Genomic DNA, 17,793 nt, shown 5'->3' on the forward strand with positions numbered 1-17,793 from the left:
TGGGGGTGGCGGGGTGACGGGGGTGGGGAGAGGGGGTGGGTTGGTTGTCGGGTGCGGGTGGTGGGGGGTGCTCGCGCAGTTCCCCGCGCCCCTGGGGGGTGTCTGTGACTCTGCGTCGGGAGGTGCCGAAAAGGGGGGTCCCGTTGCGGGCCGGGTGCGGGTTGTCGTGGGTTGCTCGCGCAGTTCCCCGCGCCCCTGCGGGGTTGGGGTGGCGGGTTTCTCGCACAGTTCCCCGTCCCTGGGGGGTGAGGGCGGGTCTCTCGTGTGGTTTCCGGCGCTGCCGTGACCGTCAGGGTGTGCCTGTGGCGCTCAAGGCGTGCCCGTGACCCTGCGTTCGTAGACCTTGACCACTCGGGTCAGGGAGTCCTTCAGGTAGGCGGCGAGGAGGCGTTCCGCCTTCGCTCGCTCGCCGGCCTCCAGGGTGCGCAGGATCTCTTCGTTCCTGGCCAGGTACGGCTCGTGCAGCGCGCGAGGGTCGTCCACCACGTGGAACGCCAGGCGCAGTTCGGCGAAGACGCTGCGCATCAGCTCGTCCGTGCGTTCGCTGCCCGCGAGGGCGACCAGTTCGCGGTGGAAGTGGATGTTGGCCGTGCCCAGCTCTTTCCAGGCACTCGCGCGCGAGGCCCGCTGCCCCTCGGCGACCGCCTCGGCGAGCCCGGTCACGTCGTACGGCGGCTCCCCGAGGCCGCGCACGACGGCGCACTCGACGAGCCCGCGGGTGCGGTAGATGTCCTCGACGTCCTCGACCGTCAGGACCCGCACGAAGACGCCCCGGTTCAGCTCGTGGATCAGCAGGCGTTCATGCGTGAGCAGGCGGAACGCCTCGCGCAGGGTGTTGCGGGAGACACCGAGCGCGCCGCCGATGCCGTCCTCGGACAGCCGCGTGCCGGGCGGGAAGAAGCCTTCGGCGATGCGGCTTCTGAGGATGTCCGAGACCCGTTCCGCCGTGCTGGTGCGCCCGAGGAGCGCGCGGTCGTCGGCCAGTCCCGTCAGCTGCTCTGCCATGCCCGGAATTCAATCGCAGATACCAGAACGAAACAACGTGGGTATTGAAGGATCGTTCAACGATTCTTTATCGTTGGCTGCGTGCCTCGCCGGACTTGTATGGCTTTCACCACGGTGCCGCCGGAGGCATCGCGGGCTGACCGGACCGACGCGCTCCACCAGCCCGGACCAACCCGCACCACCACGCCCGACAAGGAGATACAAACCCGCATGACGCCGACCCACACGAGCACGCCATGACCGCGATAGATCTCAACGCCGACCTCGGCGAGGGCTTCGGCCGCTGGCGGCTGACCGAGGACGAGCAACTGCTGTCCGTCGTCACCAGCGCCAACGTGGCCTGTGGCTTCCACGCCGGGGACGCGGTGACCATGCGCCGGGTGTGCGAGCAGGCCGCCGCGCGCGGGGTGACGATCGGCGCCCAGGTCTCCTACCGGGACCTCGCCGGGTTCGGGCGGCGCGCGATGGACGTGCCGCCTGACGAGCTGGCTGCCGAAGTGGCCTACCAGATCGGCGCCCTGGAGGTGTTCGCGCGGGCCGCGGGCGCCCGCGTGGCGTACGTCAAGCCGCACGGCGCGCTCTACAACCGCGTGGTGCACGACGAGGGGCAGGCCGCAGCCGTGGTGGACGGCGTGCTCCTCGCCGACCCCGCGCTGCCCGTCCTGGGGCTGCCCGGCTCGCGCCTCCTGGAGCTGGCCGCGAAGGCGGGGCTGCCGGCCGTCACGGAGGCGTTCGCCGACCGCGCGTACACCGAGCGGGGCACGCTCGTCCCGCGCGGGCAGGAGGGCGCGGTGATCACCGACCCGGAGGCCGTGGTGGAGCGCTCGCTGGGCGTGGCCCGCACGGGGACGGTCGTCGCGCTCACCGGCACACCGATCGGCGTGCGCGCCCGCTCGCTGTGCCTGCACGGCGACACGCCCGGCGCGGTGGACCTGGCCCGGCGGGTGAGGCGACGCCTGGAGGAGTCCGGGGTGCGGGTGGAGGCGTTCGTATGAGGGTGCTCCCGGTCGGCGCGGACGCGCTGCTCGTCGAGGTCGGCTCGGACGAGGAGGCGCAGTCGCTCCACGCCGAGTTGGTGCGCCGCCGCGCGGAGGGCGCTCTGGCGGTGCGCGAGATCGTGCCCGCCGCGCGGACGGTCCTCCTGGACGGCCTCGCCGACCCGTCCCGTCTGGCCGCCGAGCTGAGCGGCACCGCCCTGCCGCCGACTCCCCCACGCCCGCGGGTGACCGTCGAACTCCCCGTGCGCTACGACGGCCCCGACCTCGCCGACGTCGCCGCGCACTGGGGCGTCACCGCGCGCGAGGTGGCCCGTATCCACGCGGCGACCGAGTTCCGCGTCGCCTTCTGCGGATTCGCCCCCGGCTTCGGCTATCTGACCGGGCTGCCGACGCGCTGTGGCACGCCGCGCCGGGACACGCCCCGTACGGCCGTCCCGGCCGGGTCGGTGGGTCTGGCGGGGCCGTACACGGGCGTGTACCCGCGTTCCTCGCCGGGCGGCTGGCAGCTCATCGGGACGACCGATGCCGTGCTGTGGGACCACGCGCGCGTGCCTGCCGCCCTGTTGTCGCCGGGCACGCGCGTGCGGTTCGTTCCGGTGGGTGCCCCATGACGGACCGCGCGCTCTCCGTCGTACGGGCCGGGGCGCTCACCACCGTGCAGGACCTGGGCCGTCCGGGACACGCGCACCTGGGCGTGCCGCACTCGGGCGCCCTCGACCCGCCGGCGGCGGCCCTGGTCAACCGCCTGGTCGGCAACCCCGCCGAGGCGGCGGTCCTGGAGACCACGCTCAACGGCTGTGCCCTGCGCCCGCGTCGCCCGCTCACCGTCGCGGTCGCCGGTGCCCCCTGCCCCGTATCGGTGGACGGCCGTCCGGCGGCCTGGGGAGCGCCCGTACGGGTCCCCGCCGGGGCGCTCCTGGAGGTCGGCCCGGCCGTCGCCGGGGTCCGCGGTTACGTCGGTGTCTCCGGCGGCATCGCCGTGGAACCGGTCCTCGGCAGCCGCTCCACGGACCTGCTCTCCGGCCTCGGCCCGCCGCCCCTGACGGACGGCACGGTCCTCCCCCTGGGAAGGGTGACCGCCCCGCACGCGCGCGTGGACGTGGCCCCCCAGCCACGGCCCCCCGCCGAACTGGTCCTGCGCCTCACCCTCGGCCCCCGCCACGACTGGTTCACCCCCGAGGCCCTGCGCACCCTCACCACGCGCGCGTACCGCGTGTCCCCCGCGAGCAACCGCATAGGGCTGCGCACGGAGGGCCCCGCCCTGGAGCGTGCGATCCCCGGCGAACTCCCCAGCGAGGGCCTGGTCCTGGGAGCGGTCCAGGTCCCCCCGGACGGCCGCCCGGTGATCTTCCTCGCCGACCACCCGACCACGGGCGGCTACCCCGTGATCGCGGTGGTCGCCGGCGCAGACCTCCCGGCGACGGCCCAGGCCCGCCCAGGAACCCCGATCCACTTCACCCTGACGACACGCCGACGTCCTTAGGAGGCCGGGAAACGTCAATAGCGCGGGGACCTTCTGTCCGACCGCACGACAACACCCTCAGGGGCGCGGGGAACTGCGCGACCAGCCACCCCCGACCCGCACGCGGCCCATCGCCTCCCTCAAGCAGCCTCCGCACCCGACCCGCCGCCCCCTTAAGCGGCCTCCGCACCCGGCCCCCCGCCCCCCTCAAGCAGCCTCCGCCTCCGGCGACTCCGCAGCCAACGGCAGAGAAGCCACCGGCGAAACCGGCAGAGCGGCCAACGCCGCCGAGCACGCCTGAGCCGCCCGCAGATCCAGCCGCGCACTGGTCCCCCGGGCCCGGTGCCGCAGCTCGTCCACGGCGAGCCGCAGCAACTGCGGCAGCAGATCCCGGCACCGCCGCACCACCCACGCGGTCCCGGCCGTGGCCAGCCACCACACGCTGGCCGACCGCGTGGGCACCGGGAACTCCGGCTCGGCGGAAGGCGCCGGGCCGGTCCGCACGCCCGCCGCCGTCAGCAGCGCGTGCGACCGCAGCGCGAGCTGCCGGTGCCCCCGCTCGCTGGGATGCAGCCGGTCGGCGCTCCACATGGCGCGGTCGGTGGTCCAGGCGCCCTCGGCGGCGTGCAGATGCACCGCCCCGTACCGCTCGGACAGCGCGTGGACGACGGTGTTCACCGCGCGCTGGCGCCGGGCGAGCGGGTCGGCGAGCGCGCCCGGCAGTCCGAGCATGGTGCCCGGGTCGGGCAGGCACACGGTGAGCAAGGTGGTGCCGCGTTCGGTGACCGCGGCGTACACCTGGTCCAGCCGCGCCGCGACGGCCCGGATGTCGAAGGTGGCGCGCAGGGTGTCGTTGACGCCTATGACGACGGCCGCCACGTCCGGCTTCAGGGCGAGGGCGGCGGGAAGCTGGGTCTCCAGGACGTCCCGGGTCTGCGCCCCGCTGGCGGCGAGATTGGTGAACCCGGCGGGCCGATCCACGAGTCCCCCGGCGAGCAGCGCGGCCCACCCGCGCCACCCATTGCCGCCGGGATGCCCAGGGGAACGCCCGTCGGCGCGCTCAAGGGAACATCCCGCGGAAAGCGCAGCCGAACGCCCCGTGGACCGCCCGGCGGGATCCCCGACGCGATCCTCCCCACAAGCCCCGCAACCCGCGCAAGCCTTGACACAACCCCCAAAACGATCCCCGACCGGGTCCCCCACCCCCTCCGTCAGTGAATCGCCGAGCGCGACGAAATGGACGGGTCTCATGCCACGCCTCCCGGCAGACAGGACCCGCGCGGTGCGCGTACGGCGGCGTCGTGGGCGGCGAGGAACGCCTCCACGGCCGTGCCCCAGCCGAAACACTCGGCACGCGCGCGTGCCGCCTCGCGCCGCTCCGCCTCGCAGCGCTCCAGGAGCAGTTCGACGGCGTCGGCGAACGCCTCGCCCGTGTCGACGGCGGCGACCCCGGCCGAGCCGACCACCTCGGGCAGCGCGGAGGAGGCGCTGACCGCGACCGGCGTCCCGCAGGCCAGGGCCTCCAGCGCGGCCAGCCCGAAGGTCTCGGCGGGCCCCGGCGCCAGGCACACATCGGCGGTGGCCTGGAGTGCGCCGAGCAGCGGGCGGTCGGAGAGGTGCCCGAGGAAGGTGACCGGCAGGGACCGTTCGGCGGCCCGCTGTTCGAGCCGGGCGCGCAGCGGACCGTCCCCGGCCACCACGAGCACGGCCCGCACACCGCGCCGCCGCAGCGCCTCCAGGGCGTCCAGGGCCGTGCCGGGCCGCTTCTCGACCGACAGGCGGGAGCACATCGCCAGCAGAATCTCGTCCTCGCGCGCGTAGCGGGTGCGCAGGGCGGGCGCGCGCAGGGCGGGGTGGCGCTCCATGAGATCGACGCCGAGGGGCGCGCGTACGACATTGCGGGCGCCGATCCGGACGAACTCGCGCTCGGCGAACTCGGTCGTGCACACGACCCGCGCGTACGTGTGGGCGGTGCGGACGTTGAGCGCGTCGGCGGTGCGCCGGGACAGATCCTCGGGCAGGCCCCACGTGCGCAACACGCCGTCGGCGGTCTCGTGGGAGACCATCACGGCGGGCACGCGCGCGCGTCGGGCCCATTTGCCGGTCCAGCGCAGGGTCGTACGGTCGGACACCTCCAGGCGGTCCGGTCCGAGGTCCGCCAGGAGGCGGGCGACCCGCCGTTTGTCGACCAGGACCCGGTAGCCGCCGGTGCCGGGCAGCACCGGGCCGGGCAGGGTGATCACCCTGCCCTGTTCGGTCTCCCGGTCGGAGTGCCGGTCGCCGGGCACGATGAGCACCGGCTCGTGCCCGGCCGCCTTGAAGCCCCGGCCGAGTTCGCGCAGGGCGGTGCGCAGTCCGCCGGAGGCGGGGGCGACGAAGTTCGCCAGCCGCACGATCCTGAGGGACTCCCCGCCCGCTCCACCGGGTGCGCCGACGGACACGCCGGCAGACGCCTCGCCGGACCCACGCACGGACACGTCCATGGAGGCGCCTCCGTGAACGCCCATGGAGGCACCTCCCGACCCGCCCACACACACGCCCACGGGCCCGCCGAAGGCCCCCACGCCAAGAGACCCCGCCCCATCACTCAAAGACCCGGCCCCACCCTCGCGCTCCTCATCACGGACCCCGTCCCGGGCCCCGCTGTCGCGCCTCTCGTCGCCGCTGCCGTAGGACTCGCCGATCATGCCGCCAGTACCGCCTTCCGCGCGGCGAGGACTTCCTCGTAGTGGCCGATGAGCTGGTCGCCGATGGCCGCCCAGGTGCGGCCCTCGACGGTGGCCCGCGCGGCGGTGCCGAAGGCGGCGCGCAGCGCCGGGTCGGCGGCCAGCACCCGCACGGCGTCGCGTACGGCGTCGGCGTCGCGCGGCGGCACCAGGAAGCCGGTACGGTCGTGCTCGACCAGGTCGAGCGGACCCCCCGCGGCGGGCGCGACCACCGGGACCCCGCTGGCCATGGCCTCCTGCACGGTCTGGCAGAAGGTCTCGAAGGGGCCGGTGTGGGCGAAGACGTCGAACGAGGCGAAGATCCGGGCGAGGTCGTCGCCGGTACGGCGGCCGAGGAAGACGGCGCCCGGCAGCGCCTGGGCCAGCTGCGGCGCGCTGGGCCCGTCACCGACGATCACCAGGCGTACGCCGGGCAGGGCGCCCACCCCGGACAGCAGCTCGACCTGCTTCTCCGGGGCGAGCCGGCCGACGTATCCGACGATCAGTTCGCCGTTCGGGGCGAGCTCGCGGCGCAGCCGCTCGTCCCGCAGGTCGGGGCGGAAGCGGACGGTGTCGACGCCGCGCGCCCACAGCCGTACGCGCGGCACGCCGTGCGTCTCCAGGTCGTGCTGGGCGGCGCTGGAGGGCGCCAGGGTGCGGTCGGCGGCGGTGTGCACGGAGCGGATGCGGCGCCACGCGGCGGACTCGCCCGCGTGGACGTAGGTGCGGGCGTAGCCGGCCAGGTCGGTCTGGTAGACGGCGACGGCGGGCAGGCCGAGGCGGGCGGCGGCGGACATGCCGCGCACGCCGAGGACGAAGGGGCTGGCCAGGTGGACGATGTCCGCGCGGTGTGCGGTGATCGCGGCGGTGACGCGTCGGCTGGGGAGGGCGACGCGGACCTGGGGATAGCCCGGGAGCGGAAGGGACGGGACGCGGACGACCGGGCACGGCGCGTCAGCGTCGGGCCCCGCTCCGGCGGCGGTGGCCGGAGCGACGACGAGGGGAGCGTGACCACGATCGACGAGGTGTCGGGCGGTCTGTAGCGCGCAATGGGCCACGCCGTTCACATCGGGGGGAAAGGATTCGGTCACGATGACGACACGCATACGGGTGTTGTCGCCGTGCCGGACGTGGTCGCGTCAACGTGGATCTTTCCGGCCGGGGAACGTCCCATGAGCGTTGCGCTGCGCACCCGAGCGGGCCAGACGGTGGCCATGTGCGCCTGGTCCGTCGGTCACCGGGCATTCACCCGGCGGGCGCGAGCCGGCGCCGGAACCGTACGTAAGCCACTCATGGGACGGTGGCCGTGCCGACCGTCCCAGCGGGTACGGGGGGCGACCGGTCACCGTGCCCGCCGGGCCGCTCCTGGCGTGGGCCGGGGCCGCTCACCGTACGCCCCAGGACTGGTCACGACATGCCCTCCGGGCCGGTCACGGGAGCCGTCCGAGTCGGTCACGGCACAGCCTCCAGTCCGGGTCGAAGCAAGCAATCCGAGCCGCCCTCAGCATGCCCTCCGGACCGGTCACAACCTCGTACAGCGGCCGGTCAGGGCATTGGGCCACCGCCGAACACGGCGGCCCGTGGAGGCCGACCACGCGTGCCGCACAGGTCGACCAAGACGTGCCGCAGAGGCCGCCGGAGAGGTACCGCAAACGCGGACCAAGCCCTGCCCCCGCAGCCGATCACGGCCTGCCGCGGAGCCCGCTCACACCGGGCCGCGGAGCCCGCTCACGGCGTGCCCTCGGTCCCGATCCGGCTGCGTACCGCCGTCTGGACCTCGGCCTCCTCGGCGGGGTCGGCGGCGAGTCGGCGCAGTCGGTCCACGACGCGGTTGTCGCCGGTCTCGGCGTGCCGGGCGGCGACCTCGCGGGTGGTCTCCTCGCAGTCCCACAGGCACTCGACGGCGAATCCGGCGGCGAAGGACGGGTCGGTGGCGGCGAGGGCGCGGGCGGCCCGGCCGCGGAGATGGGACGAGGCGGTCTCTCGGTAGACATGGCGCAAAACCGGCGCCGCGCAGACGATTCCCAGCCGTCCGGCGCCGTCCACCAGGGTCCACAGGGTGGGGGCGTCGGGGCCTTCGCCGCGCACGGCCTCGCGCAGCGCGCCGAGCACGAGGTCACGGTCGCGGGTGCCGCCCCGGCAGGCCAGCATCCGGCCGGCGGCGGCGCCGAGCGGATCGGGCCGCCGGGCCCAGCCGCGGGCCCGGTCGACGGCGGCCACACTGCGCATGCGTTCGAACGCGTCGACGGCGGCCTCCACGGCGGCGGCCGTGCCGGTGATCACCGCGCCCTCGATCAGTTCGAGGGCCTCGGCGTCATCGCTGTCGGCGAGGTAGCGCAGGGCCGTGCAGCGGGCGCCGTCGTCGCCGTCCCGGGCGGCGCGCACGATCTCCGGCCGGTCCTCGGGTCCGGCGACGGCGGCCAGGCAGCGGGCGGCGGGCACATGGAGCGCGGCCCCGCGCTCCATGCCCTGCTGAGCCCATTCGAAGACGGCCCGCACGCTCCAGCCGGGGCGCGGCCCGGACGGCCGCATCTGCCGCTGCCAACGGTCGAAGCAGCCGGTCTCCTGGGCGGCCCGCACGCGCGCGCCGATGGCTTCGCGCGGGTCCTCGGCCCACAGCCGCCACGGCCGCGGCTCGAAGGCGTCGCGTACGGCGGTGGCGAGCGCGGCGTCGCCCTCCGGGCCCGCGGGGAACCGGGCGAGCACGGGCTGGGCGAGGGCGCGCAGCCCGGCGTCGTCGTCGCGCAGGGCGAGTTCGTCCAGGGCCCAGGCCCAGCTGGCGCCCCCGGCGGCGTACCGGCGCAGCAGGTCGAGCGCGTCGCGGCGGCCGTAGGAGGCGAGGTGGCCGAGGACGGCGAGGGCGAGGCCGGTGCGGCACTCCTCGGTGTCGAGGGTGTCCTCGGGGTCGAAGAGATGGGCCTCGACGGCGTCGAGGTCTCCGCCCAGGTCGAGATAGAGCCGGGCGTAGTACAGGGAGCGGTTCTCCACCTGCCAGTCGTGGCGGGGGTCGTGCAGCACGCAGTGGTTGAGTGCCGCGAGCGCCTCGGGGCGCGGTGCGGTGAGCGCGTGCAGTGTGCCGTCGCCGCGGCCCCGCTGGAGCAGGCCGAGCAGCGTCCCACTGGGCGCTATGACCGGATCGAACATGGGAAACAGCCTCACATCAAGCGTCGACGCAACCGGGGGTCTGGCACTACCTGGCCGCGTGACAACACGTCGGGGCGCCCGCCGTTTCCTGCTTGCTGTAAGCCATTTTCCTCTGCCTCTCGTTGGTGGCCCGAGCGGGCCGCGTCACGGCCCGCGCGGTGCGGCAACACCTGCCCAGCCATCGCGTCCGTGAATCACGACGTCATGATGACCCGGCGCTTTGCGCTGCCGCGACCGATATTTCCGGCGGCCAGGTACCGCCTCCCCCGTTTTCCGTGTCCTGCCCGGCCAAGGAGCCTGTTCTCCCTGGTCAGGTGTGCGTGATCAGCGTGCGCCGAACAGCTCCAGCAGCTCGGCCCGGCCGAACATGCGGGCCGTGTCCACGGCCGAGGGAGTCCCGGCGGACGGGTCGGCCCCGGCTTCCAGCAGCGCCCGGATGACCTCTTCCTCGCCTTTGAAGACGGCCCCGGCGAGCGGGGTCTGGCCCCGGTCGTTCACCCGGTCGGCCTCGCCGCCCCGGGCGAGCAGGGCGCGGACCGTGCCGGCATGGCCGTGATAGGCGGCGAGCATCACGAGGGAGTCGCCGCGGTCATTGGTGAGGTTGACCGGAACTCCGGCGTCCACATACGTCACCAGCGCCTCCGTCCCGCCCTGCCGGGCCAGGTCGAAGATCTTGGTGGCCAGCTCCACGACCTCGGGGTCGGGGGCTTCACTCATCGGCGGGACCGCCTCTCACTGCGAGCGTGGGGGACTACGGGAACGACTACGACCACTGAAACCACTACGGCCGAGAGAACTACGGGGCACTACGGGGAACTACGGGGAACTGCTCGGGTACGACCGGACGCCCGGGTCGGCCGCTGGGTGGGCGGCCGGGGCGTCCCGTGACCAAGCGTACGGCGGCGAGCGGTGCCGCCGTACGGGTGAATCGCCAGCGTACTGGCTGTGCAGGTACATGACCGCCAGGATCACGGGCCACGATCGCCGATCCCCGCGACGACGCAACAGTGCAGCTCAACGGGGTAGACGAGCCTGGCCGGATGGGTGAAATCGGTGACATTTCACTCAGTTGCACCTTTTGTCGTATGGATACATGCTGTGAGCCTGGAAGTACTCACGGTGACTGTCCCCTCGACACCAGGAGTCCTCATGATCTTCTCCATCTCGGGCGTCGTCCTGCTCGGCATCGTCGTGTTCATCTTCTTCCGCAAGGACGGACTGAAGGCGTCCCACGCGCTGATCGCGGCCCTGTTCGGCTTCTACCTCGCCAGCACGGCCATCGCGCCCAGCATCAAGGCGGGCGGCGAGAGCCTGGCGGGCCTCCTGGGCGGCATCAAGTTCTGACCCCGCCCCCGACCCCGCTCCCGATCTCCATCCCGATCCCGATCCCGATCCCGATTCCACCCCCGCACACAACCCACCACCTGGAACTCTCCCCCACTTCCGTTCGTACTTCAGGAGACAGCAGTGGCGCGGCGCCCCCTCCCCATGATTCTGAGCAACGGCAGCGCGCAACTGGCCCGGAGCCGGGAGCTGGCCCGGACGGCGGCCGACAGTGCCACCGATGTCCTCCATCCGCTGATCACCCTCACCCGCGGAATGCGCCGGCTGGCGGCAGCCGGGCGGCGCAAATGGGCCGCCACCCCCAAGGACAAGCGCGGGCCACTGCTGTTCATGGTGGCCTCCCTGGTCCTGGCGGTGGCGCTCGTCCCCTACGGCCCGCTGCTCGCCCTCATCACCCTGATGGCGGCGGCGGCCTGGCAGGGACGCGAACCGAAGGACGCCGCGCCCGACGGCCCTGACGCCACCCAGATCCAGCGCCTCCAGTCGCTGTACGAGGCCCTGGTCCCGTACTTCTCGGTCGCCGAGGACCCGGCGCCGCTGTACGCCCACGGCGGCGACTGGGAACAGGCGCTGACCGATCACGACTTCGACGACGCGGGCCGGATCACCCGCCTGGTGGTCCACTACCCGGCCTACTTCACGGACGGCGAACCGGCCGCCCGCGCCCGCATCGAACAGCTCCTCACGGCGAAATCGGGCCGGGGCCGTGAGTATCACTTCGGGTGGGACGAGGAGGGCAACCGGCTCACGGTCACCGTCCTCGCCCCGCTGCCCACCGACATCGCCGCCCAGCGGTTCGTCACCGCGCCGGGCGAGACGGTCCTCGGCTTCACCGACCCCGCCGACGTCCAGCGCACGCTCCCCCTCACCCACGGGGCGAAGCGGCGCGACGTCCCTCCGGTCGTCTGGCGTACGGGCATCCGCTCGACGGAGCCGCACCTGCTGGCCATCGGCCACCCGGGCAGCGGCACCTCCACCCTCCTGCGCTCGATCGCCCTCCAGGCCCTCCAGTACGGCGACGTCCTCATCGTCGAGGGGGGCAGCACCGGCGAGTACGCCTGTCTGACGGGGCGCGACGGCGTACTGACCGTCGAGTGCGCGCTCGCGGGGGCGCTGGCCGGCCTGGAGTGGGCGGCGCACGAGACGGAGCGGCGCCTGATCGCGCTCAACCGCGCACGCCAGGCGGGGCACCCGCCCCCCGAGGACACCAAGCGCCCCCTGTGGATCCTGCTGGACCGTCCATCGATGCTCGGCCATCTGGCCGCGGCGGACGGCGACAAGGATCCCCAGTCCCTCCTCCAGATCCCCCTGCGGCACGGCCGCGCGGCGAACGTCACCGTGGTGGTGGCGGAACACGCCGACAGCGTGGACGCCCTGAGCGAGGCGGTACGGCAGCACACGCGCGCGCGTGTCGTCCTGGGCCCGGCCAGGGTCGATGACCTGGAGGTGATCCTGGGGGCGCCGCCCCACACCACGCCGCTCGCCGAGGTCCCCCCGGGCCGGGGTTACGCCCGCCTCGGCACGGGGCCGGTTCTGCGCCTCCAGGTACCGGCGACGCCGGACCCGTACGACGAGGCGACGCCGGACGTGTACCGGGAGGCGGTCCAGGTGCTGCTGCCGCCACGGACCACGCCGGTGGCTCCGCCGGAAACGGTGGGCGCGGAGACGCCGTAGGGGTGCCGGTCGTCGCGCGAGTGCGGGCCGGTGGGGGTTGATCGCGCAGTTCCCCGCGCCCCTTCGCCGGCACGACAGTCACCCGCGTCACCAGCCACCGCCACGGCAATCACCCACGACACCAGCCACCGCCACGACAGTCACCCGCGTCACAAGCCACGGCCCTCACCTACGACACCGCCCGCCGCCACCACGGGCCGCCGTCAGGAGTCGCGCCCTACGCCACGAACGTCCGAGGTGCCTCGTTGCTGGCCAAGCCTCCGTTTTCCACCAGGCGGGCCGCCGCTGCCAAGCGGGTGGCCGCTTCCTCGGCCACCGCGCCGTTCACCGTGAACGGCAGTCGTACATAGCCCTCGAAGGCACCGTCGACGCCGAAGCGGGGGCCGGACGGGACCCGTACCCCCACCCGCTCCCCCACCTCGCCGAGCCTCGATCCGGACAGGCCGCCCGCCCGCACCCACAGGGTCAGGCCGCCCCTGGGCACCTCGAAGCTCCACTCGGGCAGTTCCCTGCGCACGGCCGTCACCAGCGCGTCCCGGTTCTCCCGGGCCTGCTCCCGGCGGATCTCCACCGCCCGCTCCCAGCCGCCGGTGCTGAACAGCCAGTTCACCGCCAGTTGCTCCACCACGGGCGTGCCCAGATCCGCGTACGCCCGCGCGGCGACCAGGCTGCGGATCACGTCCGGTGCCGCCCGCACCCACCCGATCCGCATCCCCGCCCAGAACGCCTTGCTGGCCGAGCCGACCGTGATGACCGTCGACCCCGCCGGATCGAAACCGCACACCGGACGCGGCATCACGACGTCCTCGTCCAGCCACAGCTCGCTCATCGTCTCGTCGGCCACCAGCACCGTCCCCGCGGAGCGCGCCGCCTCCACCAGCCGCCGCCGCTGGTCGTCGTCGGCCAGCGCGCCGGTCGGATTGTGGAAGTCGGCCACGACGTACGCGAGCCGGGGCGCCGCCTCCCGCAGCACCTGCCGCCAGCGGTCCATGTCCCACCCGGCGAGCCCCTCGGCCATCGCCACCGGCACCAGCCGCGCCCCGGCCTCCCGCATCAGCTGAAGGATGTTCGCGTACGACGGTGACTCCACGGCGATCCGCTCGCCCCGTCCGCCGAAGAGATGGCAGATGGCGTCGATGGCCCCCATCGCACCGGTCGTCACCATGATCTGCTCGGGCATCGTCGGGATGCCCCGCGCGGTGTACCGCTCGGCGATCATCGCGCGCAGCGCGGGCAGCCCGGCCGGATAGTCGCCGTGCGTGTGGGCGTAGGGCGGGAGGTCCTCCAGGGCGCCCTGCACCGCCCGGGTCAGCCAGGGCTCCGGCGCGGGCAGCGCCGCGCAGCCCAGGTCGATCACCGAACCCAGCGCCTCGGGGGGCAGCGGCTCCAGCCCGCGCGCGGGAAGGGGGTTACCCGCGGGTACGGCGGTCCAGCTCCCGGCGCCGCGCCGGGACTCCAGGAAGCCCTCCGCGCGCAGCGCCTCGTACGCCGCCGCCACCGTCGTACGGCTCACCGACAGCGCCACCGCCAGCTCGCGTTCGGCGGGCAGCCGCGCGGCCACCGGCACCCGGCCCTCCAGCACCAGCAGCCGGATGCCGTCGGCGAGCGCGCGGTAGGCGGGCGGGCGGCGGCTGCCGGGGCCCGCGGGGCGGTCCTGCTGCGACTGAAGCAGCCGGGCGAGCTGGGCCGCCCCCACCGCGGAGGTCCACTGCGGCATGATGACCAGTCCACCTTCCTAGAATTGGCCATGGATGGCGTTTTCTCCCAAGCCACAGAGTGTCATGAAGCAAGCCACGATCACCACACCGGGAGCCAGTCTTGTCCACACCGCCGCCCGAGCCGCCGGAGCCGCCCGGGCCGACCCAGTCACCCGGGCCGACCCCGGCGACCGGGCAGTCCCAGGCGCCCGAGCCGCCGGAGCCCCGCCGGCTCCCCCGCCGCCTCACCCAGCTCTACTCGGGACTCGCGCTGTACGGCGCCAGCTCCGCGCTGCTCGTGGAGGCGGGCCTCGGGCTCGAACCCTGGAACGTGCTCCACCAGGGACTCGCCGAGCTGACCGGCCTGACCATCGGGGTCGTGTCGATCATCGTCGGGGCACTGGTCCTGCTGCTCTGGATCCCGCTGCGCCAGCGGCCGGGACTCGGCACCGTCTCCAACGTCTTCGTCGTCGGCATCGCCATGGACGCCACGCTCGCCCTGGTGCCCAGCGCCGACGGGCTCGCGATACGCGTGCCGCTGATGCTGGCCGGGATCGTGCTCAACGGGGCCGCCACCGGGCTGTACATCGCCGCCCGGTTCGGGCCGGGGCCGCGCGACGGGCTGATGACCGGGCTGAACCGGCGCACCGGGCGCTCGATCCGGCTGATGCGGACGGCCGTCGAGATCGCCGTGGTCGTCACCGGCTTCGCCCTCGGGGGGACCATCGGCGTCGGCACCCTCCTGTACGCGGTGTCGATCGGACCGCTCGCCCAGCTGTTCCTGCGGGTGTTCGCCGTCCCACGGGCATCGGCAGGCAGCACGGTCGTTGCCGAAGGGTCACCCGCGCGGGCGATACTGCGACAGTGAGCACGCCGATCCGTCACCCCTACCTCGACCACCCCGGCCCCATCCCCTTCGCCCATCGCGGCGGGTCGGCGGACGGGCTGGAGAACACCGTGGCGCAGTTCCGGCGCGCGGTGGAGGCCGGTTACCGGTACATCGAGACCGATGTCCATCTCACCCGCGACGGCAAGCTGGTCGCCTTCCACGACGCCACGCTGGACCGGGTGACCGACGGCGCGGGCCGGATCGCGGACCTGCCCTGGGACGACGTGCGCCGCGCGCGCGTGGCGGGCAAGGAGCCGGTGCCGCTGTTCGAGGAGCTGCTGGAGACGTTCCCCGGCGTGCGCTGGAACGTCGACCTCAAGGCCGAGCCTGCCCTGCATCCGCTGCTGGACCTGATGGAGCGCACCGGCTGCTGGGACCGGGTCTGCGTCGGTTCCTTCTCCGAGGCCCGGGTGCTGCGCGCCCAGCGCCTCGCGGGCCCGCGCCTGGCCACCTCGTACGGCACCCGGGGCGTGCTGAATCTGCGGCTGCGCTCCTGGGGCGTGCCCGCCGCGCTGCGCTCCTCGGCCGTCGCCGCGCAGGTCCCGGAGACGCAGTCGGGCATCCCGGTGGTGGACCACCGCTTCGTGAGGACCGCCCACGCGCGCGGGTTGCAGGTACACGTGTGGACGATCAACGATCCGGAGCGGATGAACAGGCTTCTGGACCTGGGCGTCGATGGCATCATGACCGATCACATCGACACGCTGCGCAAGGTCATGGAGGACCGGGGCGTCTGGGTCTGACGGCCCGCGCGCGGCGTTCCAGGGGACCACGGGGAAGGCGAGGGCACGGGTGGGAGCCGACACCGCGCGGGACCGGCCGGCGGGCGAGGCCGCCGAGCGGCGGCGCGAGCAACACGGCTGGTACGTGTACGACTGGGCGTGCTCGGTCTACTCGACCACTGTGCTCACCGTGTTCCTGGGGCCGTATCTGACGTCGGTCGCGGAGCGGGCCGCCGACGCCGACGGGTTCGTGCATCCGCTGGGCGTCCCGGTGCGCGCGGGCTCGTTCTTCGCCTACTCGGTGTCCCTGTCGGTGATCGTGGCGGTGCTGCTGATGCCGCTGGCGGGCTCGCTCGCCGACCGCACGGGGCGCAAGAAGCGGCTGCTGGGCGTGGCGGCGTACATCGGCGCGGGCGCCACGACGGCGATGTTCTTCCTCGGCGGGGACCGCTATCTGCTGGGCGGGCTGCTGCTGATCGTCGCCAACGCGGCGCAGTCGGTGGCGATGATGCTCTACAACTCCTATCTGCCGCAGATCGCCGCACCCGAGGAGCGCGACGCCGTCTCCTCGCGCGGCTGGGCGCTCGGCTACGCCTCCGGGGCGCTGATGCTGGTCGCGAATCTGGTGCTGTATCTGCGCCACGCCGACTTCGGTCTCACGGAGTCCGCGGCGGTGCGGATCTGCCTGGCCTCGGCGGGGCTGTGGTGGGGGGCGTTCGCGATCGTGCCGCTGCGGCGGCTGCGGGACCGTGCGCGCCCGGCGGGCGAGGCACCGGCGTCCGGCGCACTGCGGCAGCTCGCGGCCACCGTGCGCCACATGCGCCGGCATCCGCTGACCCTCGCCTTCCTGCTCGCCTATCTCGTCTACAACGACGGCATCCAGACGGTGATCACCCAGGCCTCGGTCTACGGCTCACAGGAACTGGGGCTCGGCCAGTCCACGCTGATCGTGGCGGTGCTGCTGGTGCAGGTGCTGGCGGTGGCGGGCGCGCTGGGCCTGGGCCGGCTGGCCAACCGCTACGGCGCCAAGCGCACGATCCTGGGTTCACTGGTCGCCTGGACCGTCACGCTCGCCGCGGGCTACTTCCTCCCGGCCGGGCAGCCGGGGTGGTTCTTCGCACTCGCCGCCGCGATCGGACTGGTCCTCGGCGGCAGCCAGGCACTGTCCCGCTCCCTGTTCTCGCATCTGGTGCCGCCCGGGAAGGAGGCCGAGTACTTCTCGGCGTACGAGCTGAGCGACCGCGGGATGAGCTGGCTGGGGCCGCTGCTGTTCGGTCTGACATATCAGGTGACCGGGAGCTACCGGGATGCGATCATCTCGCTGGTGGCCTTCTTCGTCCTGGGTTTCGTGCTGCTCGCGCGGGTGCCGGTGCGGCGGGCCATCGCGGACGCCGGCAATCCGGTTCCCGAACGGATTTAGCACTCAGGGCGAAAGGGCTGTAGTGTACGCGTTTGGCCTGCCAGGCGTACCGTTACTGCGCGTCAAAGATGCTAAAACGCTGGGTGACATCTCCTGGCACATGTGACAAACCGGGCGCCGGTGGGTACGAGATGGGTCAGCAAGACTGCGGCTACGACGGCGACGCACGACCCCGGAACGGGACTCGGAACGGGAATCTTTACCGCCGACCGGACGTTGACCGGATGACGACGACAGCGACACCTGTCCTGTGGGCGACAAGCCCGGGAGGCACGATTCATGAGTGAGCGAGCTCTTCGCGGCACGCGCCTTGTGGTGACCAGCTACGAGACGGACCGCGGTATCGACCTGGCTCCGCGCCAGGCCGTGGAGTACGCATGCGAGAAGGGGCACCGCTTCGAGATGCCCTTCTCGGTCGAGGCGGAGATCCCGCCGGAGTGGGAGTGCAAGGTCTGCGGTGTGCAGGCACTCCTGGTGGACGGCGACGGCCCTGAGGAGAAGAAGGCCAAGCCCGCGCGTACACACTGGGACATGCTGATGGAGCGGCGCACCCGCGAGGAACTCGAAGAGGTCCTTGAGGAGCGGCTGGCCGTTCTGCGCTCGGGGGCGATGAACATCGCGGTTCACCCCCGGGACAGCCGGAAGTCCGCCTAACGCAGTAGGCGGGGGAACACCGAGCACGCATATGACCGCGGGCGCCGTACGTGTAATGACTGTCTCTTATACACATCTC

General features: G+C 73.4%; 16 protein-coding genes. 9 read left to right on the plus strand and 7 right to left on the minus strand.

Annotation, left to right across the window (positions count from 1 at the left end; all coding sequences use genetic code 11):
- Positions 1-309 precede the first annotated feature (309 nt).
- Entirely contained in the window at positions 310-1,005 is a 696-nt protein-coding gene (locus ACFXAZ_RS26900) for a GntR family transcriptional regulator (RefSeq protein ID WP_384596385.1), read from the minus strand.
- A 236-nt stretch (positions 1,006-1,241) separates the two neighbouring features.
- Between ACFXAZ_RS26900 and ACFXAZ_RS26905 the strand changes: the two genes are divergently transcribed.
- Genes ACFXAZ_RS26905 through ACFXAZ_RS26915 form a run of 3 tightly spaced genes read left to right on the plus strand, consistent with a single transcriptional unit; the run spans position 1,242 to position 3,486 of the window.
- On the plus strand, positions 1,242-2,000 hold the full coding sequence (locus ACFXAZ_RS26905) for a LamB/YcsF family protein (protein WP_384596388.1): 759 nt from the start codon (positions 1,242-1,244) through the stop codon (positions 1,998-2,000).
- Entirely contained in the window at positions 1,997-2,614 is a 618-nt protein-coding gene (gene pxpB / locus ACFXAZ_RS26910; protein ID WP_384596391.1) for a 5-oxoprolinase subunit PxpB, read from the plus strand. Before ACFXAZ_RS26905 ends, pxpB begins: the two co-directional genes overlap by 4 nt.
- Entirely contained in the window at positions 2,611-3,486 is an 876-nt protein-coding gene (locus ACFXAZ_RS26915) for a biotin-dependent carboxyltransferase family protein (RefSeq protein WP_384596394.1), read from the plus strand. Before pxpB ends, ACFXAZ_RS26915 begins: the two co-directional genes overlap by 4 nt.
- Before the next feature lie 186 nt (positions 3,487-3,672).
- Here the strand turns inward: ACFXAZ_RS26915 and ACFXAZ_RS26920 are convergent, their stop codons facing one another.
- The 5 genes from ACFXAZ_RS26920 to ACFXAZ_RS26940 form a co-directional block, all read right to left on the minus strand.
- Positions 3,673-4,668 carry an SGNH/GDSL hydrolase family protein gene (locus ACFXAZ_RS26920; RefSeq protein ID WP_384596421.1) on the minus strand — a complete coding sequence of 332 codons (996 nt, stop codon included), beginning with the start codon at positions 4,666-4,668 and terminating at the stop codon, positions 3,673-3,675.
- A gap of 44 nt (positions 4,669-4,712) precedes the next feature.
- Positions 4,713-5,972, minus strand: coding sequence for a glycosyltransferase (locus ACFXAZ_RS26925; protein ID WP_384596397.1), 1,260 nt, complete (start codon positions 5,970-5,972; stop codon positions 4,713-4,715).
- Positions 5,973-6,148: 176 nt separating this feature from the next.
- On the minus strand, positions 6,149-7,276 hold the full coding sequence (locus tag ACFXAZ_RS26930) for a glycosyltransferase family 4 protein (protein ID WP_384596400.1): 1,128 nt from the start codon (positions 7,274-7,276) through the stop codon (positions 6,149-6,151).
- 622 nt (positions 7,277-7,898) lie between these two features.
- Entirely contained in the window at positions 7,899-9,314 is a 1,416-nt protein-coding gene (locus ACFXAZ_RS26935) for a HEAT repeat domain-containing protein (RefSeq protein WP_384596403.1), read from the minus strand.
- A gap of 324 nt (positions 9,315-9,638) precedes the next feature.
- Positions 9,639-10,031: an ankyrin repeat domain-containing protein gene (locus ACFXAZ_RS26940; RefSeq protein ID WP_382693053.1), complete on the minus strand. Its 393-nt coding sequence runs from the start codon at positions 10,029-10,031 to the stop codon at positions 9,639-9,641.
- Between the two features lie 432 nt (positions 10,032-10,463).
- Between ACFXAZ_RS26940 and ACFXAZ_RS26945 the strand changes: the two genes are divergently transcribed.
- A complete protein-coding gene (locus tag ACFXAZ_RS26945; RefSeq protein WP_382693055.1) occupies positions 10,464-10,658 on the plus strand; it encodes a hypothetical protein in 195 nt (64 codons plus the stop codon).
- Between the two features lie 123 nt (positions 10,659-10,781).
- Positions 10,782-12,332 (plus strand): hypothetical protein, encoded by a 1,551-nt coding sequence (locus tag ACFXAZ_RS26950; RefSeq protein ID WP_384596406.1) that lies wholly within the window; start codon positions 10,782-10,784, stop codon positions 12,330-12,332.
- A 217-nt stretch (positions 12,333-12,549) separates the two neighbouring features.
- On the opposite strand, the gene ACFXAZ_RS26955 is transcribed toward ACFXAZ_RS26950, so the two are convergent.
- Positions 12,550-14,049 carry a PLP-dependent aminotransferase family protein gene (locus ACFXAZ_RS26955; RefSeq protein WP_384596409.1) on the minus strand — a complete coding sequence of 500 codons (1,500 nt, stop codon included), beginning with the start codon at positions 14,047-14,049 and terminating at the stop codon, positions 12,550-12,552.
- A 251-nt stretch (positions 14,050-14,300) separates the two neighbouring features.
- Between ACFXAZ_RS26955 and ACFXAZ_RS26960 the strand changes: the two genes are divergently transcribed.
- The 4 genes from ACFXAZ_RS26960 (at position 14,301) to ACFXAZ_RS26975 (ending at position 17,714) form a co-directional block, all read left to right on the plus strand.
- Positions 14,301-14,897 carry a YitT family protein gene (locus tag ACFXAZ_RS26960; protein ID WP_384596424.1) on the plus strand — a complete coding sequence of 199 codons (597 nt, stop codon included), beginning with the start codon at positions 14,301-14,303 and terminating at the stop codon, positions 14,895-14,897.
- On the plus strand, positions 14,894-15,661 hold the full coding sequence (locus ACFXAZ_RS26965; RefSeq protein ID WP_384596412.1) for a glycerophosphodiester phosphodiesterase: 768 nt from the start codon (positions 14,894-14,896) through the stop codon (positions 15,659-15,661). The genes ACFXAZ_RS26960 and ACFXAZ_RS26965 overlap by 4 nt, the downstream gene beginning before the upstream one ends.
- Positions 15,662-15,710: 49 nt before the next feature.
- Positions 15,711-17,060 (plus strand): MFS transporter, encoded by a 1,350-nt coding sequence (locus ACFXAZ_RS26970; protein WP_384596415.1) that lies wholly within the window; start codon positions 15,711-15,713, stop codon positions 17,058-17,060.
- A 279-nt stretch (positions 17,061-17,339) separates the two neighbouring features.
- A complete protein-coding gene (locus tag ACFXAZ_RS26975; protein WP_046709182.1) occupies positions 17,340-17,714 on the plus strand; it encodes an RNA polymerase-binding protein RbpA in 375 nt (124 codons plus the stop codon).
- Positions 17,715-17,793: the final 79 nt, after the last annotated feature.

The organism is Streptomyces sp. NPDC059477, assembly GCF_042749375.1.
Taxonomy (GTDB): domain Bacteria; phylum Actinomycetota; class Actinomycetes; order Streptomycetales; family Streptomycetaceae; genus Streptomyces.